General features: G+C 69.6%; 22 protein-coding genes and 1 pseudogene. 6 read left to right on the top strand and 17 right to left on the bottom strand.

Annotated features, from left to right (window positions below; translation table 11 throughout):
- Nucleotides 1-119 precede the first annotated feature (119 nt).
- From ACWPN8_RS23980 to fliF, 14 genes and pseudogenes are all read right to left on the bottom strand, one after another.
- Nucleotides 120-1592 carry an MHYT domain-containing protein gene (locus ACWPN8_RS23980; protein ID WP_492242534.1) on the bottom strand — a complete coding sequence of 491 codons (1473 nt, stop codon included), beginning with the start codon at nt 1590-1592 and terminating at the stop codon, nt 120-122.
- A gap of 298 nt (nt 1593-1890) precedes the next feature.
- On the bottom strand, nt 1891-3390 hold the full coding sequence (gene pyk, locus ACWPN8_RS23985) for a pyruvate kinase (RefSeq protein WP_492242535.1): 1500 nt from the start codon (nt 3388-3390) through the stop codon (nt 1891-1893).
- Between the two features lie 77 nt (nt 3391-3467).
- Complete coding sequence (locus ACWPN8_RS23990) at nt 3468-4553, bottom strand: aldose epimerase family protein (protein ID WP_492242536.1); 1086 nt, start codon at nt 4551-4553, stop codon at nt 3468-3470.
- 242 nt (nt 4554-4795) lie between these two features.
- Nucleotides 4796-5518 (bottom strand): 2OG-Fe dioxygenase family protein, encoded by a 723-nt coding sequence (locus tag ACWPN8_RS23995; RefSeq protein ID WP_109450758.1) that lies wholly within the window; start codon nt 5516-5518, stop codon nt 4796-4798.
- A 188-nt stretch (nt 5519-5706) separates the two neighbouring features.
- Nucleotides 5707-6060 carry a hypothetical protein gene (locus ACWPN8_RS24000; RefSeq protein WP_492242537.1) on the bottom strand — a complete coding sequence of 118 codons (354 nt, stop codon included), beginning with the start codon at nt 6058-6060 and terminating at the stop codon, nt 5707-5709.
- Entirely contained in the window at nt 6057-7973 is a 1917-nt protein-coding gene (locus ACWPN8_RS24005) for a hypothetical protein (RefSeq protein ID WP_492242538.1), read from the bottom strand. The genes ACWPN8_RS24000 and ACWPN8_RS24005 overlap by 4 nt, the downstream gene beginning before the upstream one ends.
- A gap of 19 nt (nt 7974-7992) precedes the next feature.
- Nucleotides 7993-8791 (bottom strand): annotated as a pseudogene (locus ACWPN8_RS24010) (MinD/ParA family protein).
- Nucleotides 8788-10068, bottom strand: coding sequence for a flagellar biosynthesis protein FlhF (locus ACWPN8_RS24015; protein ID WP_492242539.1), 1281 nt, complete (start codon nt 10066-10068; stop codon nt 8788-8790). Before ACWPN8_RS24015 ends, ACWPN8_RS24010 begins: the two are co-directional and overlap by 4 nt.
- 46 nt (nt 10069-10114) lie before the next feature.
- Nucleotides 10115-12286, bottom strand: a complete 2172-nt coding sequence (flhA, locus tag ACWPN8_RS24020) for a flagellar biosynthesis protein FlhA (RefSeq protein WP_109450769.1) — start codon at nt 12284-12286, stop codon at nt 10115-10117.
- Nucleotides 12287-12327: 41 nt separating this feature from the next.
- Nucleotides 12328-13884 carry a sigma-54-dependent transcriptional regulator gene (locus ACWPN8_RS24025; RefSeq protein ID WP_492242540.1) on the bottom strand — a complete coding sequence of 519 codons (1557 nt, stop codon included), beginning with the start codon at nt 13882-13884 and terminating at the stop codon, nt 12328-12330.
- A 4-nt stretch (nt 13885-13888) separates the two neighbouring features.
- Nucleotides 13889-14821: a motility protein A gene (locus tag ACWPN8_RS24030; protein ID WP_109450773.1), complete on the bottom strand. Its 933-nt coding sequence runs from the start codon at nt 14819-14821 to the stop codon at nt 13889-13891.
- Complete coding sequence (fliN, locus tag ACWPN8_RS24035) at nt 14821-15138, bottom strand: flagellar motor switch protein FliN (RefSeq protein ID WP_098737805.1); 318 nt, start codon at nt 15136-15138, stop codon at nt 14821-14823. The genes ACWPN8_RS24030 and fliN overlap by 1 nt, the downstream gene beginning before the upstream one ends.
- Before the next feature lie 34 nt (nt 15139-15172).
- Complete coding sequence (locus ACWPN8_RS24040) at nt 15173-15949, bottom strand: FliH/SctL family protein (protein ID WP_492242541.1); 777 nt, start codon at nt 15947-15949, stop codon at nt 15173-15175.
- Nucleotides 15950-16011: 62 nt separating this feature from the next.
- Nucleotides 16012-17673 (bottom strand): flagellar basal-body MS-ring/collar protein FliF, encoded by a 1662-nt coding sequence (gene fliF / locus ACWPN8_RS24045; RefSeq protein WP_109450777.1) that lies wholly within the window; start codon nt 17671-17673, stop codon nt 16012-16014.
- A gap of 599 nt (nt 17674-18272) precedes the next feature.
- Between fliF and ACWPN8_RS24050 the strand changes: the two genes are divergently transcribed.
- Nucleotides 18273-18797, top strand: a complete 525-nt coding sequence (locus tag ACWPN8_RS24050; protein WP_492242542.1) for a helix-turn-helix domain-containing protein — start codon at nt 18273-18275, stop codon at nt 18795-18797.
- A gap of 45 nt (nt 18798-18842) precedes the next feature.
- Here ACWPN8_RS24050 and ACWPN8_RS24055 read toward each other — a convergent pair whose 3' ends face one another.
- Nucleotides 18843-21713, bottom strand: coding sequence for an ATP-binding protein (locus ACWPN8_RS24055; RefSeq protein ID WP_492242543.1), 2871 nt, complete (start codon nt 21711-21713; stop codon nt 18843-18845).
- 260 nt (nt 21714-21973) lie between these two features.
- Here ACWPN8_RS24055 and ACWPN8_RS24060 point away from each other — a divergent pair, with 260 nt between their 5' ends.
- From ACWPN8_RS24060 to ACWPN8_RS24070, 3 genes are all read left to right on the top strand, one after another.
- Nucleotides 21974-22405, top strand: a complete 432-nt coding sequence (locus ACWPN8_RS24060; protein WP_109450785.1) for a response regulator — start codon at nt 21974-21976, stop codon at nt 22403-22405.
- A gap of 264 nt (nt 22406-22669) precedes the next feature.
- Complete coding sequence (locus ACWPN8_RS24065; RefSeq protein ID WP_492242544.1) at nt 22670-23341, top strand: exopolysaccharide biosynthesis protein; 672 nt, start codon at nt 22670-22672, stop codon at nt 23339-23341.
- A 27-nt stretch (nt 23342-23368) separates the two neighbouring features.
- Nucleotides 23369-24673: a hemolysin family protein gene (locus tag ACWPN8_RS24070; RefSeq protein WP_109450789.1), complete on the top strand. Its 1305-nt coding sequence runs from the start codon at nt 23369-23371 to the stop codon at nt 24671-24673.
- A 44-nt stretch (nt 24674-24717) separates the two neighbouring features.
- Here ACWPN8_RS24070 and ACWPN8_RS24075 read toward each other — a convergent pair whose 3' ends face one another.
- A complete protein-coding gene (locus tag ACWPN8_RS24075; RefSeq protein WP_492242545.1) occupies nt 24718-24975 on the bottom strand; it encodes a hypothetical protein in 258 nt (85 codons plus the stop codon).
- A 221-nt stretch (nt 24976-25196) separates the two neighbouring features.
- Here ACWPN8_RS24075 and ACWPN8_RS24080 point away from each other — a divergent pair, with 221 nt between their 5' ends.
- Both ACWPN8_RS24080 and ACWPN8_RS24085 read left to right on the top strand, forming a co-directional pair.
- Nucleotides 25197-25775 carry a TetR/AcrR family transcriptional regulator gene (locus ACWPN8_RS24080; RefSeq protein WP_492242546.1) on the top strand — a complete coding sequence of 193 codons (579 nt, stop codon included), beginning with the start codon at nt 25197-25199 and terminating at the stop codon, nt 25773-25775.
- A 133-nt stretch (nt 25776-25908) separates the two neighbouring features.
- Nucleotides 25909-26385: a hypothetical protein gene (locus ACWPN8_RS24085; protein ID WP_109450795.1), complete on the top strand. Its 477-nt coding sequence runs from the start codon at nt 25909-25911 to the stop codon at nt 26383-26385.
- A 27-nt stretch (nt 26386-26412) separates the two neighbouring features.
- Here the strand turns inward: ACWPN8_RS24085 and ACWPN8_RS24090 are convergent, their stop codons facing one another.
- Entirely contained in the window at nt 26413-26802 is a 390-nt protein-coding gene (locus tag ACWPN8_RS24090; RefSeq protein WP_492242547.1) for a DUF1636 domain-containing protein, read from the bottom strand.
- Nucleotides 26803-26814 lie beyond the last annotated feature (12 nt).

The raw sequence follows: 26814 nt of genomic DNA on the forward strand, positions 1-26814 counted from the left end.
TCCTGACCCAGCCGACGGATGCGCCATGGCGCGGCGCTCGGCGCTCCCGCACCGGAACCGCACTCACCGCAAGATTTTGCAGAAGGCGTTGCAGAAAAGGCGTTGCAGTCCGGGGGACCTTATTCGGCCGCGCCCGCCTCCGCCAGCAGCGGCGGAGTGTGGTCCTCGTCGACGAAGCGCCCGCGGATCGCCACCATGACGTCGAGCCTGTCGAGGAACACCGTCACCAGTTCGGGATCGAAATGGAGACCGGCCTGCTCCCGCATGAAGCCGACGACTTTCTCCAGCGGCCAGGGCTCCTTGTAGGGGCGGGCGGACAGCAGAGCGTCGAACACGTCGGCGATGGCGACGATGCGGCCGGACAGCGGGATGTCCGTTCCGGCCAGACCGTTGGGGTAGCCGGTGCCGTCCCATTTCTCGTGATGAGTCCCGGCGATCTCGGCGGCGAGGTCGAGCAGGGGCAGCCCGCTGCCGGCCAGCAGCCGCTGTCCGATGCTGGCGTGCCGGCGCATGATCACCCATTCCTCAGGCTCGAGCCGTCCGGCCTTCAACAGCACCTGGTCGGGAACGCCGATCTTGCCGATGTCGTGCAGGGGGGCCGCCTCCAGCACCTGCGCGGCATAGTTGGCGGTGCAGCCGGCGGCGAGCGCCAACTGGTGGGAGATCTGCGCCATGCGCGCCACATGCTGGCCGGTCTCGTTGTCGCGGAATTCCCCGGCGCTGCACAGGCGGCGGATGATCTCGCGCTGGTTGGCCTCCAACTGCAGGCGGGCCGCCTCAAGTTCCAGATTGGCGATGCGCAGGGCGGCGGCCTCGCGCGCCGACGCGGCGGAAACCTTGCGGTCGGCCATGGCCGAGACCAGCGCCAGCAGCAGAAGGCCGAAGGCCGCCACCGCCACCAGAGCGGCCAGGGGGCCGCTCGACACCCCGTCCCCCAGGCTGCCGTCCGCCGCCATCAGCGTGGGATCGACCTGCACCACCAGGGCGGCCATGCCGGTGTAATGCATGCCGCAGACCGCCACCGCCATCACCAGGGCGGCCAGCGTGCGTTCCAGCAGGCGGTGGATGCGGGTGGCCAGCCACAACCCCGCCGCCGCCGCCGCTGCCGCGATGGCGACCGACAGGCCCCACAGGGTGGGGTCGTAGGCGATGCGGGCCGGCAGCACCATCGCCGCCATGCCGAGATAATGCATCGTCGCCACGCCGAGCCCGACGATGAGGCCGGCCGCGGCGATGGTGGCGAGGGAGCGGCGGCGCTGGATGATGCGGAAGCCGACGGCGACGAAGGCGACCGAGGTCAACAGCGACAGCAGCGTCTTCACCGGATCGTAGGCGATCGGCGTGTCGATGGTCAGCGCCAGCATGCCGATGAAATGCATGGCCCAGATGCCGCCGCCCAGCGCCGCCGCGGCGCAGCCCTGCCACATCATGCGGGCGGCGCCGTCCGTCCGGTGCATCCGCTCCGCCATGTCCAGCGCGGAGTAGGAGGCGAAGGCGGCGACGGCATAGGACAGGGCCACCAGCCAATGGTCGTGGGAGAACGGCAGGCCGGACGCCGTTGTGAAGCACAACCCGGCCAGTTGGAACGACATCCACGACACTCCTGAAAACACCCGGCCGCTGCCGGCCGTCCTGCCCGACCGCCTCTTTTCGACCGCCCGGTCAACCGTCAGGGCGTCCAGAAGGAGAAATACCCCGACTCCAACAGTCGGGCATCGAGCGGCACCGGTCAATTGCCGGTAGTTAGCTAAAAAGCTATCTTTCTGCGGCGGGTGTCAAGAGCATTGGAGTCGATAGAACGTCAGGCAGATGCGCTGTGCGTTTGGTACTCCGCCAAGCCTCCGTTTATACGAAACGGAAGCCTGGCGGTCGGCGGAAGGTAAGATGCGGTCAGGCGTCGGCGAAGGCCATCGGCTGGCGGGCACGGGCCTCGCGGTCGCGCTCCGGGCGGCTCGGCGCCTCGACCCAGGCGATTCGTAGGATATTGGTCGATCCCGGCATGCCGAACGGCACACCGGCGGTGATGACCAGCCGCTGCCCCTCCTCGGCCAGCCCATGAACATAGGCCAGCCGCGCCGCCTTGTGCACCATGTCGGCGAAGCTCTGGACATCCTCCGTCAGCACGGCGTGGACGCCATAGGCCAGCACCATCCGGCGGGCGATGGCGGCGCTCTCGGTCAGGCAGAGGATCGGCACCTCCGGCCGTTCGCGCGCCGCCCGCAGGGTGGTGGAGCCGCTGGTGGTGTAGGTGGCGATGGCCGCCGCCTTCACCGTATGGGCGACCTGACGGGCTGCGGCGGTGATGGCGTCCGATTCCGTCTGTTCCGGGTCGGCATGCTGGGCATCCATCAGGCCGCGGTAGAGCGGATCGCCCTCCACCCGCCGGGCGATGCGGTCCATGATCGACACGGCTTCGACCGGATAGTCGCCGGACGCGGTCTCGGCCGACAGCATGACGGCATCGGCGCCGTCGAACACCGCGGTGGCGACGTCGGAGGCCTCGGCCCGGGTCGGGGCGGGGGCGGAGATCATCGATTCCAGCATCTGGGTGGCGACGATCACCGGCTTGCCGGCCGACCGGGCGGCGCGGATGATCCGCTTCTGGATCGACGGCACGTCTTCCGGCGGCATCTCCACGCCCAGGTCGCCACGCGCCACCATGACGCCGTCCGACATCTCGACGATGCGGTCGAGATGCTGGATCGCCTGCGGCTTCTCCAGCTTCGACAGCAGGGCGGCCCGGCCGGCGATCAGCTTGCGCGCCTCCGCCACGTCCTCCGGCCGCTGGACGAAGCTCAGCGCCACCCAATCCACCCCCTGGTCGAGGGCGAAATCCAGGTCGGCGCGGTCCTTGGGCGTCAGCGGCGACAGCGGCAGCACCACGCCCGGCACGTTGACGCCCTTGCGGTCCGACAGCTTGGTGCCGGACACCACCACCGTCTCGGCAAAATCGGCGCCGCAGGCGGTCACCCGCAGCCGCACCTTGCCGTCGTCGAGCAGCAGTTCGGCATCCGGCACCAGAGCGGCGAAGATCTCCGGATGGGGCATGCCGACGCGGCGGGCGTCACCCGGCTCGGCCAGCAGGTCGAGGCAGAAAGGCTGGCCGGCGGTCAGCGTCACCGGCCCGTCGGCGAAGCGGCCCAGCCGCAGCTTCGGCCCCTGGAGGTCGGCCATGATGGCGATGGGGCGGCCGGTCTCCTCCTCCAGCGCGCGGATGGCGCGGACGCGCTCGCCATGGTCCTGGTGGCTGCCATGGCTGAAATTCAGGCGGAAGACATCGACGCCGGCCTCGAACAGGCGGCGGATCATCTCGGGCGAGGAGGAGGACGGACCCAGCGTGGCGACGACTTTCGTCTGCCGGTAACGGCGGATCGGCTTGGCGGTGCTCATGGCGTAACGGACTCCGAGGGAGGAATGTGGGCTGCCGTGCAGGTCGCGGGGGCGGAGACGGGCGGCGCGGCGCCGCCTCAGGCGACCCCGAACCGGTAGACGATGGACCCGGCGGTCCATTGGCCGGGACGCAGCACGGTCGAGGGGACGGACGGCCAGAGGGAGGGGAGATTGATGGAGTTCGGGAATTTCGACGGTTCGGCGCAGAAGGCGCTGTGCTTGGTGTAGAGCGTGCCGCCCTTGCCGACGTCCCGCGGGGTTTTTCCCTCCAGCGCATTGCCGGTGTAGAGCTGCAGGCCGGGTTCGGTGGACAGCACCTCGAGCGTCCGGCCGCTGGCCGGGTGCAGGAAGCGGGCGTTGAGGACGGGCGTCGGGCCGTTCGCCGGCTTGTCGACCACGTAATGCAGGTCGTAGCCCTTGCCGAGCGCCAGCATGCGGTCGTCGGCGTCGATGCGGGCGCCCAGCGCCGCCGGGGTGCGGAAGTCGTGCGGCGTGCCGGCGACCTCCACCATCTCGCCGGTCGGCACCCCGGTATCGCCGAGCGCCAGATAGCGGCCGGCCTGGATGGTGGCGACATGGTCGAGGATCGACGACCCCAGATCGCCCGACAGGTTGAAGAAGGTGTGGTCGGTGAAGTTGGCGATGGTGGTCCTGTCGGCCGCCACCGCGGTCCAGGCGATGGTCAGGGCGTTGTCGTCGCCGACCGTATAGACCAGCCGCAGCGGCAGGGTGCCGGGAAAGCCCTCCTCGCCGTCCGCGAAGACATGGCTCAGCTCCAGGCTGGCCTCGTCGAGCTGCCGGGCGTCGAAGACCCGGAAGCGCGAGCCGCGCTGGCCGCCATGCAGGGTGTTGGGCGGGCTGTTGACCGCGGCCTGATGGGCGACGCCGTCCAGGGTGAAGCGCCCGTCGGGGATGCGCCCGCAATAACGCCCGATGAAGGAGCCCATGGACGCCTGCCCGCCCATCGCACCCTCGATCCCGTCATAGCCCTGGACCACGTCGCCCACCACGCCGTCGCGGTCGGGAACCAGGATCTGTTCGATCTTGGCGCCGTAATTGGTGATGCGCACCACCATGCCGCGCCCGTTGCGCAGGGTGAACAGATCCACCGGCTTGCCGTCGATGGTGGCGGAATAATTCTCTCGCTTGAGGTCGGTCGCCATGCTCAGGCATCCCTGTCGAAGAGGTTAGCAGAAACCGAGAAGCAGCAGCCCCAGGATCACCACCACGCGCAGGAGCAGCGCCGTCTCCAAGGGATCCGCGGTCATGGCTCGGCCTCACCGGATAACTCATGGCATTATTATACTAATATATTAGCGTAGAAGGCAAACCGCATCGGGAGCCGGACGCTGATGTGGACAGTATGCCGCAGGATTCCGGTTACGGCGCGTGACGGCCCGCCGCTTCAGGCGTGCCGCATCGTCACCACCAGCACGTCCCGGAAAGCCGGGCGCGCCGGATCGGTCGGCTCCACCGGCGTCACGCCGTGGAACACCCGGGCGTCGTCCACCACCGCCGATTCCTGCGGATGGCGCAGGGTGAAGCTGCCGAGCGGCCGGCCGGCGAGGTCATGGATGCTGGTCGTGCCGCTGGAGACGTTCTCGCGCCGGATCAGCATCACCAGCACCCAGTCCACGCCGTCGCGGTGCATCCCTTCCGGGGTGGGCCGTCCGGCCTCGCCGGCACGGGCTTCGATGCGGAACTGATGGACCTCGGTGTGCCAGACCTCCGGCTTGGTGGCGGCGGGGGTGAGCGGGTCGAACAGCGCGAAGCAGGTCTTCAGGATCGCGTCCAGGGCGGGGTGGGTCGCGACCGCCTCGCTGATCGGCTCGAACCAGCGTTCCAGGCCGCCGTTCAGCGGATTGTAGTCCCGGCTCTGGTAGTGGGGCTGGTGCGGCTTGCGCCTGATCTCCCCGGCCGACACCGCGAAGGCGGCGTGGCGGCGGCGGCGGTAGCGCCCGCCGTCCGCCATGTAGGTGTCGAGGCCCAGGTCGTTCCAACTGGCGCTGAACCCCTCCCAGTCCCGCAGCCCGGCGGCGTCGAGCACTCCCTGCATGGCGTCCGCCGCGACGAAGGAGAAGCCGTCCGCCGCCACAGCGTCACGAACCGCAGGAAGATCATCGGTCATCTGGCCTGTCCGCTTTCAATAGCTTTGTGTTTGACGATCGGAGTCACGCTTCAAATCGAGCCCGATTTTCCGCGATCCGATCTCAAGCGATTTCGTGCCCGCACCCTATCACAACAGCCGCGGACCCTTCTCATCCCGCAGCCCCTGCTCCAAGCGCCGCCTTGCATGACGACGACTGAACCCCCTTGTCAGAGCCGGCGCAGCCGCCCCAGCAGCGACGGGTTGTCCCAGCTCGGCTGCCGGTCCTCGATCACCACGCGGTGGGGCAGGGGGGCGTCGCTCTCCACCGCCACCTCGACCCAGCGCGGCACCAGCTCGTTGTTGATGTCGTCGAGAATGGCGACGGCCAGCGCCTCTAACCCGTCCGGGAAGCCGGCAAACTCCGCCAGATAGGCAACGACAGACGCCGGATCGGGCACCAGCAGGTCGGGCACCAGCCGCAGGGTCAGCCGCACCCCCGGCAGCGGTTCGCCGCGCAGCTCCACCAGGAAATCGTGGCGGGCATCGGGAGACGGGCGGGTGGACAGCCGCTCCCGCCTCATGCCGACACCCCCAGCCCGGCCTGGCCGGCGCGGGTCAGCTTCACCCAGCTGCGGGCGCCCGACTGGAAGGACAGGCAGCCGGTGTAGCCCACCGCCCGCACGCTGTCGGCGAAGATCTGGATCAGCTCGACCCGCAGTTCCGGCGGCAGGGCGGCATGGCTGCGCAGGATCAGGTCGAAATGGTTGGGCCGCACCAGACCGTCCAGCTGCATCGGCCCGAACCGGCTGAGGTCGAGGTCGATGACGAAGCGGCTGCCGGGCTTCGACCGCTCACCGCCCCCGCTCTCCTCATCCTCCTGCAACGGGTGGACATGCAGCCTGATCGGCTTCGGCCCGTTCGCGTCCATCAGCGGGATGGTGTAGCTGCGCCAGTCGCCCGGCAGCGGTTCCGCCGCCTCGCGCCGCAGCCCGTCGAAATCCTTCTCCAGCCGCTCCAGCAGGTCGCGGCGCCCCGCCTTGTCGAGTGCGGAGGCGGCATCGTCGCCCAGCCAGCCCTGCGCGTCGCCGCCGCGCATCGCCGACAGGAAGAAGCCCAGCGCCGCGGTCAGCTTGCGGTTCGGCTGCGGCATCGTCGCCAGCATCGCCTTGGCTGCTGCCGGATCGGCCGCCGCCAGTGTCGCCATCAGCTGCCGCATCGCCGGCCAGTCGCGCCCGTCCAGCGGTCCCGGCGGGCCGGGCAGGGTGGGGGCCGCCGCCTGGGTGGCGCGGGCGAGGTCGGCCAGCGCCGCCGTCACCGTGGCCCCCTGCGGCAGGCTGGCCGGGACGTTCAGCGCCAGCATCCCCTGCTTGGTCGCCAGGATCGGCTGCCCCTGCGGCGTGCTGCCGGCCACCGTTCCACGCAGGATGGGGGTATCGGGCGGCAGGGCCGCCTCGTCGGCCTGCGGGGTGGGCAGAGCGGCGGCCTGTCCGCCCGGCTGCTGGCCGGATTGGCTTCCCGCCTGCTGGTTGGGCCCGTTGGCCTCCGAATTGCCCGCCCCCGGATTACCGGGCGGTTGGGGCTGTTGCGGCGGCGGGGTGACCGTCAGGATCTTCAGCGCCACTGTGGCGCCGCGCGGCAGGTCGGGCGGTTCGGGATTGCCGCTGTCACCGGCTGGGTTGGAACCGGCTGGGCTGGAGCTGGGCGGGTTGGAGCCGGGCGGAGTGGGCGCCGTCGGCGTCTCGGCGCCGGGATGGGCCGCGTTGCCGCCCAGCTGGACCGGCGTTCCGAAGGTGGCGCTGCCGCCGCCCATGGCCGGGGCAGGGGTGGAGGGACCGCCCGTCGCCGCAGCAGGCGTCCCGGCGGCCGGAGCCTCCGGTTTCGCGGTCCCGGCCGGGGCGGCGGGTGACGGGGTGGCAGGGGCCGGCTGCGCCGGGGGCGCGGCGGCGGTCGGCAGCTTGGCGCCCGACCCGCCGGCCAGCACCAGCGCCGGCACGACGGTGCCTGGCAGCAGCGGCGGCAGATTGGTCGGGACGGTGGTCGGCGTCGGGGTGGGCAGCAGGACGGCGGGCGTGGCGCCGCTGCCGACCGCTGGGGTCTGGGTCGTGCTGCCGGTCTGCCCGGCGCTCTGTGGCGTGGCCGGGCTTGCCAGCGATTGCAGCAGGATCAGCGCCGTCGGCTTGCCCGGCAGCGCCGTGGCCGGTGCGCCCGGCGAGGCCGTGCTGCCGGGGGTCAGCTGCACGGTGACCGGCTTGTCCGGCGGCAGTTCCGTGGCACTGTCGAGCAGCAGTTCGCCCGCCGCGGTGCGCACGCGGGTCAGCCCTTCCGGCGTCTGGCCGGCGACGGTGCCGGTCAGCACCACCGGTCGGGTCACCTCCGGCAGCCGTTCGGGAAGTTGGACGACCGTGGCCTCGGCGGTGACGGGGGCGGGCGCGGCGGGGGCTGCCGCGGCGGTGGCGGCGGCCGGCGTGACCGACGGTGGGATCGCCCCGCCCATGCCCGCCCGTCCCGGCCGGTTACCGGGCGCTGGCGAGCAACCGCTGCACGATCGCCTCGACGTCGCGGGCCGCGTCGCTGGCGGGCGAGCGGGTCAGCAGCGGGGTTCTGGTTGCGGATGGCGTCGCGCACCTTCAGGTCGCGGCGGATGATGCCCGCCAGCGCCGGCTTGTATTTCAGGAAGTTCTGGCAGGCCTTCAGGATGGTGCCGTAGGTCCGCTCGCCGTCCTTCACGCTCTGCGCCATGTTCACCACGATCCGCAGGTCGGCCGACGGGTTGGTGGCATGGGTCAGCTTGATGAAGGCATAGGCGTCGGTCAGCGAGGTCGGCTCGTCCGTCGTCACCACCAGCGTGATGCCGGCCGGTCCCGACAGGGTGCGCACCGTGCGGTCGACGCCGGCCCCCATGTCCATCACCACCCGGTCATAGCTCTTCGCCAGCTCCAGCAGGTCGTTGCGCAGGCCCGACAGGCGCTGGCTCGGCAGCTGCGCCAGCGTGCCCGAGCCCGAGCGGCCGGCGATGATGTCGAAGCCGGTGTCGGTGAAGCGCTGCGCCGCCTTGGCCAGCGTCACCTCGCCGTTGATGACGGCGCCCAGGTCGTTCTTGGGCGAGAATCCAAGCTGGATGTCGACGTTGGCGAGCCCGAGATCGCCGTCGAACAGCAGGGTGTTCATGCCCGCCTTGGTCAGGGCGTGGCTGAGCGTGATGGAGAACCACGTCTTGCCGACGCCGCCCTTTCCACTGGCCACGGCGATGACGTTGGCGCCGCGCAGCGGGCGAACGTTCTTGAGGGCGGCCGGGAACACCGGATCGGTCATGGCAGGGTCCTCGACGAGGGGGAACTGGCGGCTTTAGCCTTGGTTGCGGGTTTTGCGGTTGCGGGTTTCGTCGGCTTGGCTGCCGCGGCGGCCCTGCGCGGTGGTGGTGGCGGCGGTGCCGGCTCGATCTCCGGTTCCTCGTCCTCCGGCTCATATCCCCGCCCGAAGCTCGGCTTGCGCTCGGGGGTGCGGTCCGGCTCGTGGTCCTGGTGGTCGCCGCCGTGGCCGTCCTCGTCCTCGTCCCAGCCCGCCTTGCGGGCGGAGCGGCGCGGCGCCTGGTCCTTGACGGCGGGCGCCTTCTCCTCGGCCGGGATCATCATGCGGGCGAGCGCCAGCGGGTTCAGCGCGGTCAGCCCCTCCGCCACCTTGGACGAGATGCTGGCGTCGCAGAAGGACAGCCGGGCGCGTGCGGCGATGGCAAGGACGCTGCCCAGCCGGCGCGCCATGTCCAGCCGGGTGACCAGCATGCGCCGCACGCCGACCGCCTTGAAGGCCATCGCCATGTCGGCGGCCTCCAGCGCGTCGAGCCCGGCGGGCAGCACCAGGATCGGCTCCACCTCGCCGGCGGACAGCATGGCGCGGAGGTCCTGCATGTCCTCGGCGTCGAACGGGTTGCGCCCGGCGGTGTCGACCAGGACCAGATCGGTCCGGCGATGCACCTCGAAGGCGCCGGCCAGCGCGTCTGGATCCTCCACCGTCGCCAGCTTCAGCTTCATCAGCCGGGTGAAGGCGGCCAGCTGGTCGACGCCGCCGGCCCGCACCGTGTCGGTGGTGATGACGCCGACCGAGCATTTCCGGAAGACGGCGCGCGCCGCCAGCTTGGCCGCGACCAGCGTCTTGCCGGATCCCGGCGGGCCGACCAGCGCCAGCGGCTTCACCGGCGCGCGGCCGTCCGGCAGCGGGTTGAAGGTGAAATAGGAATCGAGCGCCGACCCCAGGGCCAGCCGCGGATCCTCGGTGTCCAGCCCCGATGCCGCGTCGATCAGCTGTTCGGCCAGCGACGCCGGCACGCCGTGGCGTTGCAGGGCGTCGGCCACCACCTCGCCGACGTCGATCTCGGGTTCGACCGGCTTGGCCGGCGCCCTGCCGCGGCCGTTGCGCGCGGAACCGGAGGACGGGGCCGGCGGCAGGTCGTCCTCTTCCACCGCCGCCGTCACGCGCACGCCGCCGCCTTCCTCCTCGCGCGTGGCGACGATGATGGCGTCGTCGCCCAGCGACTGGCGCACCATCCGCATGGCGTCGGACATGGTCTTGGCGTGGAAGGACTTCAGCCGCATCGGCAGCGCCTTCCGTCAGCTAAGGGGATGGGAACGCCGCGCGCCATCAGATCTGCCCCAGGGTCTTGATGCGGGCCTTCGGGTGGATCTCGTTCTGCGACATGACCACGGTCGCCGGCCGGAACCGCTCGACGATCGAGCGGACGAACGGACGGATCAGCGGGCTGGTCAGCAGAACGGGGCTCTCGCCCATCATGGCATGTCGCTCGAAGGTTTGACGGACGGAGGTGATGAACTGTTGCAGGCGGGACGGGGCCATCGTCAGCTGCCGGTCGTCGCCGTCGCCCACCAGCGATTCCGCGAAGCCCTGCTCCCATTCGGGCGACAGGGTGACGAGCGGGATGAATCCCATCTCGTTGGTGTTCGCGTCGCAGATCTGCCGGGCAAGGCGGGAGCGCACATGCTCGGTGATCTGGGTGATGCTGCGGGTCTGGCTGGTCGCTTCGGATACCCCTTCCAATATCGTGGGAAGATCCCGGATCGAAACCCGTTCGGCAAGGAGATTCTGCAACACCCGTTGCAGGCCGCCCACAGTGATCTGTCCGGGCACCACGTCGGCGATCAGCTTCTGGTGTTCCTTGTCGGTCTCGTCCAGCAGCTTCTGCGTCTCGGTGAAGGACAGCAGCTCCGGCATGTTGTCCTTGATCAGCTCGGTCAGGTGGGTGGTCACCACGGTCGACGGATCGACCACGGTGTAGCCCTTGAACAGGGCCTCCTCGCGGTATCCCGGCTCGATCCAGATGGCGGGCAGGCCGAAGGTCGGCTCCACCGTCTGTTCGCCGGGAAGGCTCATGGCGTCGCCGCGCGGGTCCATCACCAGCAGCATGTTGGGCCGGATGTCGCCGCGCCCGGCCTCGATCTCCTTGACGCGGATGATGTAGGTGTTGGGCGGAAGCTGCAAATTGTCCTGGATGCGCACCGCCGGCATGACGAAGCCGACCTCGCCGGCGATCTGCCGGCGCAGCCCCTTGATCTGGTCGGTCAGCCGGTGGCTGCCGGCCTGGGGCTGGTTGATCAGCGACAAGAGACCGTAGCCCAGCTCCAGCCGGATCAGGTCGATGGCGAGCGCCGTGGCGATCGGTTCGTCCGGCGCCGGCCCGGCTCCGGGCATGCCGCCGGGGCCCGCCCCGGCCGCCGCCGCTTCCTCCGCCGCCGCGGCCTCTTCCGCCTCCTTCTTGGCGCGCAGGCGCGGCATGTACCAGGCGGCGAAGCCGACGGCGCCGATGACCGGGGCCAGCGTCAGGATCGGCATGCCCGGCAGCAGGGCCAGCACGCCGACGGCGCCGGCCGACAGGGCGAGCGCCTGGCTGTGGCCGGTCAGCTGCCCCACCACCGCCTTGTCGGTGGAGCCGCCCATGCCGGCCTTCGACACCAGGAAGCCGGCGGAGATCGAGATCACCAGCGCCGGGATCTGCGACACCAGCCCGTCGCCGATGGTCAGCTTGGTGAAGGTGTCCAGCGCCGTCATCACCGGCATGTCGTGGCGCAGGACCGCGATGGTCACGCCGCCGATGATGTTGATGAACATGATCATCAGGCCGGCGACCGCGTCGCCCTTCACGAACTTCGACGCACCGTCCATCGAGCCGAAGAAGGCGCTTTCGTCCTCCAGCTCCTTGCGCCGCGCCCGCGCCGTGCTCTCCTCGATCATGCCGGCCGACAGGTCGGCGTCGATGGCCATCTGCTTGCCGGGCATGGCGTCCAGGGTGAAGCGCGCCGCCACTTCGGCGATGCGGCCCGAACCGGCGGTGATGACCTTGAAGTTCACGATGGTCAGGATGGCGTAGATGATCACGCCGATGACGAAATCGCCGCCCATGACGAGGCTGGCGAAGGCCTCGATCACATGGCCGGCGGCCGACGTCCCCTCATGCCCCTGCGTCAGGATCAGGCGCGTCGAGGCCATGTTCAGCGACAGGCGCAGCAGCGTGGTGATCAGCAGGATCGTCGGGTATGACGACAGCTGGAGCGGCTTCTCGATGAACAGCACCACCATCAGGATCAGGATGGAGATGGTGACGTTCAGCCCCAGCATCATGTCGAGCATGACGGCGGGCAGTGGCATGATCAGGCCGACCACGACGATCAGGATGCCGATGGCCATCGCCACGTCGCCGCGCTTCAGCGACGCCTTGGTGACGGCCCACATCTCGCCGAAGGCGGCCATGTTGCCGGGACCGCCGCCCCCGCCGCCGCCATTATGCTCCGTCAGCGCCATGGATGCTCCCGCCGCTCAAGATCCCGGTCCCGGACGGGACGTCAGGCCGTCGCCCGTTCGTCGTTGCCCGGGGTGGGCACGCTGCGGCCTTCGTCGCCATACTGCTTCAGCTTGTTGCGCAGCGTGCGGATCGAGATGCCCAGGATGTTGGCGGCGTGGGTGCGGTTGCCCAGGCAGTGGGTCAGCGTCTCCAGGATCAGGTCGCGCTCGACGTCGGCCACCGTGCGGCCGATCAGCGCCGCCAGGCCGGCGCCGCTGGTGCCGGCATTGGCGGCAGCCGCGGCGCTGCTGTTGGCGGCCATGCCGTAGGGACCGGGCTTGCCGCCCTTCGGCGGGCCGTAGCTGGTCGGCAGGGCACCCTGTGGCGGCACCACCAGGGGGGTGGCCGGCTGGCTTTGGGCGGCGGCGGCCGGAACCGTGCCGCCGGGGCCGGCGAACGGGTTGGCGACCGGCGAGTCCGACGGGATCGATGCCTGGGCGCTGCCTTCCGGGGCCAGCATCTTGCTGGTCAGCATGATGGCTTCCGGCCCGACCTCTTCGCCGCGCGACAGCAGGACGGCACGGTGCATGGTGTTTTCCAGCTCGCGCACGTTGCCGCGCCAGTGATGCGTCTTCAGCATCAGCATGGCGTCCTCGGTCAGGCGCTTGTCGCCCAGGCCGTTGGCCTCCGCATACTTCTTCAGGAAATGCTCGGCGATCATCGGGATGTCGGCCGGGCGTTCACGCAGGGACGGGATCGCCACGCTGAACACGTTCAGGCGGAAATACGAATCCTCGCGGAAGTTGCCGGAGCGGACCTCCGCCTCCAGGTTGCGGTTGGAGGTGGCGATCAGGCGGACATTGACCTTCACCGGCTGGCTGGAGCCGATGCGGTCGATCTCCTTCTCCTGGATGGCGCGCAGCAGCTTGGCCTGGAGCCTCGGGTGCATCTCCGACAGCTCGTCCAGCAGCAGGGTGCCGTTGTTCGCCTCCTCGAACTTGCCGAGCCGCCGGGCGACGGCGCCGGTGAAGGCGCCCTTCTCGTGGCCGAACAGCTCCGATTCCAGCAAATTCTCCGGGATGGCGGCGCAGTTCACCGCGACGAAGGGCTCGCCCGACCGGCGGCTCTTGCGGTGGATGAAGCGGGCCATCAGCTCCTTGCCGGTGCCGCTCTCGCCGGTGATCATCACCGAGGCGTCGCTGGGCGCCACCTGCTCGGCAAGGCGCAGAGTCGCCAGCATCGCCGGGTCGCTGCAGACGATGGAGTGGCTTTCCTCGGCCACCGCCTCCAGCACCGCGGCGATCAGCTCGGCATTGGGCGGCAGCGGCAGATACTCCTTGGCGCCGGCGCGGATGGCGCGCACGGCGGCGGCCGCATCGGTGCCGATGCCGCAGGCGACCACCGGGATGGTGATGCGCTCCGACTTCAGGCTGTCGATGAAGGTCGCGATGTCCAGCTTGACGTCGATCATCACCAGATCGGCACCGGCGGCGGCACGCAAGGCGGTCAGCGCCCCTTCGATGCTGTCGGTGTGCGACACCTTGGCCCCCCGCTTCATGGCGATCTTGCCGGCGGCGGTGATGTAGCCTTCCAACGTTCCAACGATCAGCAGACGCATAGCCTTACGCTCCCACTCTCGGGGCTTCCCGGTCGAAATACTGGATCCGCTTTCCAGGCGGCAGGACGGCGTTCAGGAGCATCTCCAGACGCCGCGGATTCTCCTGGCGCGCGATGGACACGGCGCCGATGGTATAGAGGGTCTTGACCAGCGCGTCCTCCTCAGCCGCCCGCTCCACCTTGGCGGCGAGCGGGGACAGGACGACGTTGCCGAGCACGGCCCCGTAGAAGGTCGTCAGCAGAGCCAAAGCCATCGCCGGCCCGATGGCCGACGGGTCGCTCAGGCTGCCCAGCATCTGCACCAGCCCGACCAGCGTGCCGATCAGCCCCATGGCCGGCGCCACTTCCGAGGCGCGGCGCAGCACGCCGGCGCTCTTGCCGTGGCCGCCGGCGGTCGCCTCGACCTCGCCGGTCAGCATCCGCTCGATGGCGTCGGGCGGCAGCCCCTCGGTGATCAGGGTGACGCTGCGGTGCAGGAAGGGTTCGGCGCGCAGTTCCGGCAGGACGTTGCGCAGGGTCTCCGGCCCGGCCCGGCGGGCGGCCTCGGCCAGCAGCAGGACCTGCCGCGCCACGCCCTTGGGGTCGAGCGTCTGGTGGACCAGCACCGCCGCGGCGTTCTTCCAGGCCACCGCCACGTCGCCCAGCGAGAAGGAGGCGGTGGTGACCGCCAGAGTCCCGCCCAGCACGATCAGCAGCGACGGCGGGTCGAGGAAGGCGCGCGCCGACCCGCCTGTGGTGATGGCGATCAGGATCACCCCGGCCGCCGCCGCCAGCCCGACCAGCGTCGCCACGTCCAGCCCGCCGCGCAGCCGCACGCTCCGTCCCGGCGCGGCAGCACCGGTGGGGGTGCCTGCCGGCTCGCCCTGCGCCGCGGCACGGGTGCCGCCGCCTGGGTTCGCCTTGGCACGGGCCGCGCCGGTGTCGGACGAAACCGCCATCAGCCGCGGTCCGACTTGATGATTTCCGTCATCGTCACGCCCAGCCGGTCTTCCACCACCACCACCTCGCCGCGGGCGACCAGGCGGTTGTTGACGTAGATGTCGATGGCCTCGCCGACCTTGCGGTCCAGCTCCACCACCGCGCCGCGGCCCAGCTTCAGCAGTTGCGCCACCTGCATGGTCGATTTGCCCAGCACCGCGGAGATCTGGACGGGGATGTCGTACACCGCCTCCAGGTCCTTGGTGATTCCGGGGCTGGCGTAGTCGTCGCCATCGCCGCCGTGCAGATCGTTCAGCGAGAAATTGTCGCTCGGCATGTCGGTCTCGGACCTCCTTCATTCCGGTCACCCCTTAGACGGGGGCCGGAGCCTCCAGCATGTGCGCCGCGCGGCGTTCGATTTCGTCCAGCAGCTGGGCGGTGTCCCGCTCCACGCCGCCTTCGGCCCATTCGATGCGGCAGCCGCCGGGAGCGACCGACGGATCGCCGATCACCATCAGCTTCGCGCCGAAGCCGCGCGCCCCCACCGTCTCGTCGAGATGGTCGCGGACCAGCCCCATCGTGTCCTCCGCCACCCGGATGACCAGCCGCGGCTCGTCGATCAGGTCGGTCAGGCAGGCGCGGACCATTCCCTCCACCTCGACCATGCCGCCGCGCCGCGCCCATTCGGGCAGCAGCTTGCGGACGATGGCGAGCGCCAGATGGACCGGCTGTTCGCTGCGCGCGGCGTTGCCCGCCTCGTGCGCCGCCAGCAGATGGCCCACCCCGTCGGCGATCTGGGAGAGCGCGTTGGCGATGCGGGCGTTCACCGTCGCCTCGATCTCCGTCCTGCCGCGCTCGTACCCGGTGTTCTGGCCGGCGGTCATGCCGTCGGTGAATCCCTTGCCGTAGCCCGCCGCGGTCCCTTCGGACCTGCCGGCGGCCATGCCCTCCTCATAGCCCTGGGCGCGGGCGGCGGCCAGCTCCTCCTCGCCGAAGGTGGGGGCCGGCGGCAGTTCCGGCTCCGGCTCGGGCGCCGGCATGGCCGACAGCTCGTCCTCGGGCAGCAGGTCGTCGTCCTCCACATGGGTCATGCGGGGGACGGCGTCCACGTCGAAGGACTCGTCGAAGAGGAATTTGCGCACGCTCATCGCCGCGATCCCCCTTCGGACAAGGTGGCCTCAAGCGGTGTGGATTTGGAGACCGGCATCGCTCAGCTCTCCTGATAGAGCCAGTTGCGCAGGATCGAGACCGCCTCTTCCGGATGCTTGTCGACGATCTCGCCGACCTTGCGCAGCGAGGAGGCGCGGACGCGGCCCTCCACCCGGTTGATGTCGATCATCTGCTCCAGCTCCTCGTCGGCCTGCGCCGCTTCCAGCGCCAAATCCTGGGCCAGCGCGCCGGTGGGGGCGGCGAGTGCCGCCGGCATGCCGGCCTGATCGGTCAGCAGGCGGTCCATCTCGTCCTCCTCCTGCATCTCCGCCTTCTCGAAGGCGCGGGAGATCAGCGGGCGGATGACCAGCAGGATGATGAGGACGGCGACGATGCCCAGGACCACCATCTCCGCGATGCGGAACAGGTCGTCCTTGGTCATGCCCATGAACAGCTCTTCCGGCTTCTGGATGTCGTCCTCGGGCGACCAGAAGCGCATGTTGATCACCTCCAGCGAGTCGCCGCGCACGGCGTCCAGCCCGACGGCGGAGCGCACCAGCGCCTTGATGCTCTCGATCTCCTGCTCGCTGCGCGGCTGGTAGGCCGGCGGTGCGTCCTTGGAGAGCTGATAGGTGCCGTCCACCAGCACCGCGACCGACAGGCGGCGGACCTGGCCCGCCTCGCGGACATGCGACTTGGTGGTCTTGGTGATCTCGTAGTTGATCGTCTCTTCGGCGCGGTTCGACTTGTTCGAGGACAGCGGGCTGGCGCTGCTGCTGGCCTGGGCCGTGGGCAGGTTCTGGTCAACCGTCACCGGGGCCAGCGGGTCGCGGTCGCTGCTCTCGTTCGATTCGTTGACGGTCTGGGTGGAGCGGACGACCTGGCTTTCCGGATCGAAGATTTCCGACTGGGTGGTGATTCGGTCGAAGTCGAGGTCGGCGGACACCTCCGCCCGGACCTTGCCGTAGCCCAGCGTGCGGCCCAGCAGATCCTCGACGGTGCGGGCCAGCCGGCCCTCATAGGCCTGCTTCTTCTCTTCCGCGTTGGCCGCCATCGCCTCGGCGCTGTCGTTGCCGGTGCCGCGGGCCAGCAGCTTGCCCTTGTCGTCGACGATGGAGATGCGGCCGGGGTCGAGGTTGGGCACCGAGGCGGCGATCAGCTGCTGGATCGCCTGGATGTTCTCGCGGCTCAGCTGGGTGCCGGGGCGCAGCTTCAGGAAGACGCTGGCGGTCGCCGGGTTCTGCTGGCGGGCGAACAGCTCGCGCTTGGGCAGCACCAGATGGACGCGGGCCTGCTGCACGCCGTTCAGCGTCTGCACCGTGCGCGCCATCTCGCCTTCCAGCGCGCGCAGGTGGTTGATGTTCTGCATGAAGCTGGTGGCGCCGAAGCCTTCGCCCTTGTCGAACAGCTCGTAGCCGACCGAACCGCCGGACGGCAGGCCCTGCGCCGCCATGCGCATGCGCATCGGCCCGACCTGATCGGCCGGGACCATGATCTTGGTGCCGGACTTGTCGACGCTGTAGGGGACCTTGGCCTCGTCCAGCTTCTTGGCGATGGCCGCCGCTTCCGTCTGCTGGAGTTCGGAATAGAGAAGTTCCATCTCCGGTGTGGAGAGCCGGGTGGTCAGATAGACGAAGAATCCGATCAGCAAGAGCCCGACGCCGCCGATCGCCGCGAGGCGGGCGGGCCCGAGATTGCGCAAGGTCTGCAGCAGGTTGTTCACGCGCGGTCCCCGATCGGAAGTCTTTCCGGCATGGTCTCCACACAGTCTCCGTTCGCGATTGCGAAACGGTTTGTGCAAGTTCCGCGCCGGTCTTGCCTACGTTGGGGCATGCTGCGGCGTCTTGATGAAGAGAGGGTTAATCGGCGGCAGTTTTTGCCGGGCGCCCGGCAAAATATGCCTAGTGCTCCGCAAATGTTGCAGCCCTGCGACCGCGGCGCCACAGCGGGTTTCGCAACCTTGGGTCACAATGACGCAGCCAAGCCACGGCATGGGCGGCGCGACACCGATTGCGCGACTTTCGGTAAAATCATACCGCGCAATGCGCGAGAAGAGTGCGGTCCTATGACCAACAGGCCGATTCCCGCGAACAGGCGCCTGCCCAAAAGAGGTATCTGGTCCAGCCAAGGTTGACATCGGCAACACCCGATCATAGCTGAGTTGCATTCCATGCCCGAAACCGGCCGATTCGTCTTCCCGGCGAGGTATTTCCAGGCTCGGCCGCCGGAAGCGGTGCTTCGAGGCGGGTGCCGACCGGCCCACTGGCCGGCGGCGGGAATAATCGGCTGCCGGGACCAGTACAGGAGCGAAGGGGAAGAGCGATGAAACGGCGTGGCCGCGAGAAGAAGGAAGGCCTGAACGAGGTCGATGTGTTCGTCGGCCAGCGCCTGCGGGAACTGCGCATGCTCGCGGGGCTCAGCCAGAGCGACGTCGCCTCGGCGCTGGGGCTGACCTTCCAGCAATTGCAGAAATACGAGCGCGGCTTCAACCGCGTGTCCTCCAGCCGCCTGTTCAAGCTGGGCCAGTTCTTCCGTGTCCCCGTCTCCGTCTTCTTCGAAGGGCTGGAGAACCGCCAGCCGGCGGCCGAGGGCGGCGAAGTGCCGGCGGCGGGTGGCGGCGAGGAGCAGGAGAACACCCTGCAATCGCGCGAGGCGCTGATGCTGGCGCGCTATTTCCAAAGCATCCGCGATCCGCAGATCCGGGCCGCCATCCGCGAGCTGGCCGAGCGCTGCGCCGAGCAGCAGGCCGACGGCGGTGCCTCTGCCGGCGGCGGAGCAACCTCCAGCGGGGCATCGGCGTCCAGGCGCGGCCGCGGCCGCCGGGCGGAGCAGGGCGGCCACGCCTGAGGCCGTCTGCCTGGAAGACCTGTGCCTGAAACCGCCCGGAAGCGTTCAGGCCGGCTTCAGCCGCCGGTAATGGTCCAGGAAGTCGGCCAGCGCCTCTTCCGGGCCGAGCGGCAGGATGGCGGCCTCGTCGGGGTCCGGCAGGTCGCGCCAGTTGACGCGGTGCGGCGCGCAGAGGTCGCGCAGCTCGGTCGCCAGCGCCCGCTGGTCGGCCAGCTTGACCGCTTTCGGCTCCGGATGGCGGAAGCCGAAGCGCAGGGCGAGCGCGCTCTTGATCGGCTCCACCGCCTGCCGGATGGCGTCGCGGCCGATCCGCACCTTCCATGGCGTCGGCCAGTCGCCGGTGAAGGCCTCCTCGCAGTCGTGCATCAGCGCGTCGTAGGCATAGCCCTCCGGCGCCAGCCGGCTGGCCAGCACGCAATGCTGGGCCACGCTGAAGAAGCGCTGGGTGTTGCCGACGAACCGGCACTGGTAGGCCAGCGGGCGGGCGATGTCCTCGATGTCGAAGGGGCCGAAGTCCGGGTTCTCCAGATCGACGGTGCGCCCCGAATAGGTGATCATGACCGCCGTCGGCTCGGGCACGTCGAGCAGATCGAACTGGTCGGGATGGATGATGCGCGGCGACCCGCCGCGCCGCTTCGGCGTTGCTTTCTTCATGATCCTGGACTCTGAAAAATCCCCCTCTCCCCCGGGGAGAGGGTCGGGGTGAGGGGGATGCACAGCGAGGATTCTCGGGTCGGGCACGCAGTGCGCCCCCCTCACCCTAACCCTCTCCCCGGGGGGAGAGGGGATACTATCCGCCGGATCGCGCACCAGGCTGCTTGTGGCGGCGACGGTCGTTTCCAGCAGGGGCAGCAAGGCTGCGACCTTGTCGGTGTCGGCCGGGCTGTCGTTGATGGCCCGCGCGATGGCGGCCATGCGTGGCGTGCCGAAATTGGCGGCCAGCCCGGCCAGCGTGTGGGCGGCCTGCTTCAGCTCCTTCGGCCTGCCGGCCTGCAGGGCGGAGCGGATCGCCGTCAGCTCGCGCAGCGCCGTCTCCGGCAGCAGCTGCAGCATCCCGTCCAGCGCCTCGCCGCCCAGCGCCAGCCGCAGTTCGGCCAGCTTCACCCGGTCGACCAGCGGCAGGGCCGAGAAATGGCCGCTGGCGGCCGGCGGCCGGCTGGGCACCGGCACCACGCGCCCCTCCTGCGGCCGCGTCGCCAGATCGACCAGCACGGCGTTCAGCTGGTCCCAGTCGATCGGCTTGGTCAGATAGGCGTCGAGCCCGGCGGCCAGATGGCCGTCGCGATGCTCCGGCAGGGCGTCGGCCGACAGCCCGACGATGGGGATGCGCGCGACCGGCCCGTCCATCCGCCGGATCGCCCGCGCGGTCGACCGCCCGTCGAGCACCGGCATCTCCATGTCGAGGATCAGCGCGTCGTAGTCGGTCGCCGCCGCCAGCGCGTCCAGCGCCGCGCGCCCGTCGGTCACCGCGTCGATCCGGTGGCCGATGCGGGACATCATGGCGACGACCAGCATGCGGTTGATGTCGTTGTCCTCGGCCAGCAGCAGCCGCAGCGGCACCTGCGTCTGCTCCGGCGTCTCGGCCGCCCCGGGGAGCGTGGGGCGGGCTCCCAGCTCGCCGACCGGCGGCGCCTCCGCCAGCCGGCTGAGGATCGAGAAGCGGAAGGTGGAGCCGCGGCCGGGCGTGCTGGCGACGGTGATCCCGCCGCCCATCGCCTCCACCAGCCGCTTGCAGATCGCCAGCCCCAGGCCGGTGCCGCCATATTTGCGGCTGGTCGACACGTCGGCCTGGACGAAGGCGTCGAACAGGCGGGCGCGCTGCTCCTCCGTCATGCCGATGCCGTTGTCCTCCACCTCGAACCGCAGGGTGACGGGCGCATCGGCCGGTGCCGCACCGGTGAGCGGGTCGGCGGGGGGATCCGGCGACCAGACGGCGATCTCGATGCTGCCGCGGTCGGTGAACTTGATGGCGTTGGACACCAGGTTGAACAGCACCTGCCGCAGCCGGGTCGGGTCGCCGCGGATGTGGCGCGGCGTGTCGTCGGCGATGGAAGCCGACAGGCTCAGCCCCTTGGCCGCCGCCCGCACCAGGAACAGCTGGACCACGTCGTCCACCAGCCGGGGCAGGGAGAAGTCGATCTCCTCCAGCGTCAGCTGCCCGGCCTCGATCTTCGAGAAATCCAGCACGTCGTTCAGGATGGTCATCAGCGTGTCGGCCGACGACCGCAGCGTCCTGACGAAGGCCTTCTGCTGGTCGTTCAGCCCGGTGCCCATCAGCAGGTCGCCCATGCCGATCACTGCGGTCATCGGCGTGCGCAGCTCGTGGCTCATCATCGCCAGGAAGCGTGACTTGGCGCTGCTGGCATTCTCCGCCGCGATGCGGGCGGCCTCCGCATCCTCGCGCGCGCCGTCCAGCTTCTCGGCCAGGGCGAAGGTCTCGGCCGCCAGCCGGGTCAGCTGGTCCTCGGCGGCGCGCAGCTCCTCCTGCGACCGGCGGCTCTGGGTCACGTCGGCGCAGGAGCCGGCGATCCAGCGCGCCCGGCCATCGGACGGCCCCCCTGCTTCCGGCACCGGCCGCAGGGTCAGCGCGTTCCAGAAGGCGCTGCCGTCCTTGCGGTAGTTCAGCACCTCCACCGACAGGGGGCGCGCCTCCGCCAAGGCGGCGCGGATCGCCGCCGCGGTGTCCGGATCGGTGTCGGGCCCTTGCAGGAAATCGCCGTTGCGCCCGATCACCTCGCCGGCCTCGTAGCCGATCATGTCCAGGAAGGCGCGGTTGCAATAGACGATGGGATGGTCGGGCCGGGTGGCGTCGGACACGACGAGGCCGGCCCCGCTGGTCTCGACCACGGCGGCCAGCATCGCGGCATCGGGCGAGCCGCCGAAGAACGTCGTTGGGGAGGAGGGCGGCGCGGTCAAGGGCGGATCCCGGTCGGTTCAAAAAGAGCGCGCGAGGGGACAGGATAAGCGGTCGCGGGGCCGATTGCCATTGCCCGGCTGGAGGGCCCGGCCAGCAGACCCGGCCATGCGGGCCGGACGGGCAGACAAAGCATGCGAAACATTTTCTATCGCCACCTCATGGCGATTCCGTTAACGACTGTGCAACACTGCAATCCGAAAACTGTGCGGACCGGCCATGCCGATGGCGGCCGGAGAACTTTGGCGGAGCGGAGAGCGTCATGGTGGTGGAGGCAGGCAACCGGACCCGCCAGGTTCGGACGATACAGGATCTCGGTGTTCTTCTGGTCGAGGATGACGACTTCACCCGCAAGCTGATCTACCGGCTGCTGCACGACATCGGGCTCCGCACGGTGTTCGAGGCGGCGGACGGCATAAAGGCGCTCGAAATGCTGCGGGTGAACAGCGAGGACATCGACCTGGTGATCTGCGACCTGGAAATGCCGCGCATGGGCGGGCTGGACCTGCTGCACGCGCTGCGCACCGCCACCGGCAACCCGCTGGCCGACCTGCCGGTTCTGGTGCTGACCGGCCACCGCGAGGCCGACGTGGTCAAGCGCGCCATCGCCTACGGCATCTCCGGCTATCTGGTGAAGCCGGTGTCGAAGGCCGACCTGATGAAGCGCCTGACCTTCGCCATGCAGAAGCGCTGACAGCCGGGACCGGCGGCCCGCGGCTTTATTGCGCACCGCAACCCGCTCTGGCGCTTTCGCCGTCCTTGATGTAGAAGGAAGGCTGCTGCCGCCGTGACGCGAAAGGTCCATGGGTTCCTTCCATCCTTCGCCCGGCCCGCTCCGATCCCGTTTCCGGCCTCGGGGAGAGCCGTGAGCAAAGATCGACCTCCCGGGTCGTCCCCCAGGTCGCAAGACGCACGCCCCTCCGGCGCGGACCGGTCCTGCGCGCGCGTTTCCGATCTGTTGGACGACTTCCTGACGCGCGGCGACGCCGCCGAGTCCGGCGGTTCCGATCCGGACGACCCGTCCCCGGCAAGCCGCCCGACCGGCGAGGATCGCTCTAAAATCTCGCTCGGCGAGGACCGCTCTAAGATCTCGCTCGGCGAGATCATGGATGCGCTGGGCGACCGCGCCTTCGGCGCTCTGCTGCTGATCCTGTCCATTCCCAACGTGCTGCCGGTCCCCGGCCTGTCGACCGCCACCGGCGTGCCGATGATCCTGCTCGGCGCCCAGATGGCGGTGGGCCGGCACAGCCCCTGGCTGCCCCGCCGCATGCTGGCGGCCAGCTTCGACCGCAAGGCCTTCCTCGGCGTGATCCGCCGGGCCAAGCCGTGGGCGGAGCGGGTGGAGCGCCATCTGCGCCCGCGCCTGCCGGCGATGGCCGGCCCGACCGCCGAACGGCTGCTCGGGCTGGCGGTGGTGGTGCTGGCCGTCATCCTGTCCCTTCCCATCGTCTTCGGAAACCAGCCTCCCGCCCTCGCCATCGCGCTGATCGCGCTGGGGCTGATGGAATCCGACGGCGTCTTCGTGTCGGCCGGCCTCGTCGCCGGCCTTCTTGCCATCGTCATCGTCGCCGCCGTCCTGCTCGGTCTCGGGCAGGCGGCGGTCGCCGTGGCGCAACAACTGATCGGTTGAGGGAGCGCCCCCAAAGGGCACAAAGCCATGATTTGGGAATTGTTGGTCATCGTCCTGCTGATCCTGCTCAACGCCTTCTTCGCGATGTCGGAGATGGCGCTGGTGTCGGCGCGCCGCGCCCGGCTTCAGCAGATGGCCGAGGAGAAGGGCGGCGCCGGTGCCCGCGCGGCCCTGGAGCTGTCGGAAGACCCGAGCCGCTTCCTGTCCACCGTGCAGGTCGGCATCAGCCTGACCGGCATCATCGCCGGCGCCTATGGCGGCTCCACGCTCGCCGAACGGCTCGGCGGCGTGCTGGACGAACAGGTCGCCTGGATCGCCCCCTACGGCCACACCGTGGCGTTCGCCCTGGTGGTCGCCGCCATCACCTATTTCTCCCTGATCATCGGCGAGCTGGTGCCCAAGCGGGTGGCGCTGATCTCGTCGGAGCGGATCGCCTCGCTGGTCGCCGCCCCGATGCGCACGGTGTCGCGCCTGTCGGCCCCGGTGGTCTGGCTGCTCGGCGTGTCGAGCGACGCGGTGCTGAAGCTCCTGCGCCTGCCCACCTCGCGCGAGCAGACGGTGACGGAGGAGGAGGTCAAGACCCTGATCGCCGAAGGCACCCAGAGCGGCGTCTTCGAGCCGGCCGAACGCCAGATGATCGAGGGCGTCATGCACCTGTCCGACCGCACCGTGCGGTCGATCATGACCCCGCGCCCCGACCTGATGTGGCTCGACATCGACGACAGCCCCGAAACCTTGGCGCGCGAGATCTGCGAGAGCGGCTATTCCCGCTTCCCGGTCTGCCGCGGCGACGTCGACGAGGTGCAGGGCATCGTCGCGACCAAGGCGCTGCTCGACCAGTCCTTGAAGGGGATCACCTTCGACTTGCGGACGGCGATGGTCCAGCCGCTGGTCGTCCATGACGGCACGCCGGTCTTCCGCCTGCTCGACCTGTTCAAGCAGGCCAGCGTCCACATGGCGGTGGTGGTCGACGAATATGGCAGCGTCGAGGGCCTGGTCACCATGACCGACATCCTGGAGGCCATCGCCGGCGAGCTGCCCGACAGCACCCAGGAAGGCGAGGCCGGCGCCGTCCAGCGCGAGGACGGCAGCTGGCTGGTCGACGGCATGACCCCGGTCGAGGAGGTCGAGGCGCTGGTCGGCGTCAAGAACATGAAGGGGGAGGGCGATTTCCACACCATCGCCGGCTTCCTGCTCGACCGGTTCGGTCATGTCCCGACCGCGGCCGAGCATTTCCACTGGAACGGCATCCGCTTCGAGGTCGTCGACATGGACGGCCGCCGCATCGACAAGGTGCTGATCCAGCTGAACCCGGAGGTGTCCGAGGGCTGAGGGCTGAGGAGGGATGGGGAGGGGACAGAAAGACCGGCGCCCCCTCAATGCAGCGCCGTCTCCCCGCCGCGGAAGCGCATCCCCCCGTCACCCTTGGTCATCCGCACCGCTTCGACCAGATCGCGAACTTCCTCCGACAGGTCGTTGGCGTCCCAGCCATGGCCGTCGGCGCCGGCCACCACCAGCAGGCGCAGCGTGGTGCGCAGAAGGTCGCCGGCCTCCCAGCCGTTGGACCGCTCCGCCTCGCGCGCCATGTGCAGCAGGCCGGTGGCACAGTTCAGGACCTCGGGGTCGACCTTCATCGGGCGCTCCTCCTCGCCCGCAATGGGCGAACTCTGTTGGTCTGACAAACAATTATCGGAACGCCACCTTGGTCTGTCAAACCCATCCTTCAGCGGCAAGGGGAAGGGCTTAGGTACCGCGTGCCGGTTGGGGCCGCTCCCCGAAGCCGTCCGCTGTACCTGCCCCCCTACGACACTCACTCCATATTGACGAACTCCCTACTAGTTGGTAGGCTCTCTGCATGAACACGCAATCGACCAGGGCCGACGATATTCTCGACTGTGCGCGCTCCCTCATCGTCAGGGGTGGCTACAACAGTTTCAGCTATGCCGACATTTCCAAGGTCGTCGGCATCCGAACGGCAAGCATTCACCATCATTTTCCCAGCAAATCCGATCTGGTCCGCGTGCTCGTTGCGCGGTATCGGGAGGAGGCTGCGGCCGGACTGGTCCAGTTGGAACAGGCCATCCCCGATCCGCTCGATCAACTTCGCGCCTATCTCGGCTATTGGGAGCGGTGTTTCGCCGATACGGCCGCCCCTTTCTGCGTCTGCGCGCTGCTTGCGGGCGAAATCCCGGTTCTGCCGGACGAGGTCGCCGTTGAGGTGCGGGCCCATTTCCGTCGGCTCGCCGACTGGTTGACGGGCGTTCTCGAACGCGGCGCCGCCCAAGGCCGCCTCCGCCTGTCCGGAACCGCCGGGGCCGACGCCGAGATGTTCATGGCGACCACGCATGGCGCGATGCTGTCGGCCCGTGCCTACGGCGACGCCACGGCCTTCGGCACCATAACCCGTCCCCTGCTGGAGCGGATCGCCGCGTGAAAGCGGCGGCCTCACCCGCCGGGCAAACGCGTGACCCCGCAGCCTACCAACCAGTAGGTAGTTTTAACGTCCCTTGAGGCGGGGCCTGTCCTGCCGGCCCTCCCGCTCCTCTGACCCTGAAAGGAAATCGCCGATGTTCGGAATTTCTCCGATTGGCTGGGTTCATACGCTCGGCAGCCTGCCGGCCATCCCGGTGGCTGCCTACATGTTCGCCCGCCACGGCCGGATCGTTCCGCGCTCCCTTCCGGGTGCCGTCTATTTCGCATCCATGCTGATCGGCGCCTCGACGGTCTTTCTCGTCGCCCACCAGTCCGTGAGCGTCGGCATCGGTGCCGTGACGATCCTGCTGCTGCTTGCGGGCTATGCGGTCGGGTGGATAGCGGCGGCGGGGCGTGCGGCCCGCTACGTCGAGACCGTCTGCCTCAGCGTCAGCGCCTTTCTGCTGATGGTGCCGACGGTCAGCGAAATCCTGCGCCGGGTTCCGGACGGCCACCCCCTGGTGACCGACCTGAAGTCGCCGCTGTTGCTGGGCGCCCAGGGTGCCTTGGCGGTCCTCCTCGTCATCGGGCTGACCGCCCAGATCGTCCATCTGGCGCGACGCCGGCAATAAACCGTCTCCCCCGGTGGGGGCCGCGGTTCAGTCCTCCAGCGGCGGCAGGCGGGAAACGAAACGGCCCTTGACGCCCTGCGGCCATTGCTTGAACGGAACGATGCCGTCCCCGGTGGCGGCATAGGCGCGCAGGTAAGCGGTCAGCGTCTCCACCGTCATCTCGTCCGGGGCGAAGTCGCCCAGCACATAGCTCATCCGCGTGGGCGAACGCACCGCGACGGCGCAGGGGCGCTTGCAGCTCATCAGGCATCGCATCGGCCGCAGCCGCACCGAGGCGGCCAGATCGGGCTGATCGGCCAGCGCCCGCTCCATCAGCGCCACCAGCTCGGCCCCCGGCCGGACGGCGTCGGGCGGGTCTTCCGGACGGCGGCAGGTCTCGCAGACGACAAGCTCGACTGTCCTGGTCTCGACGGTCATGAATTCGCTTTC

The sequence above is a fragment of the Azospirillum sp. UENF 112521 genome (assembly GCF_058780665.1).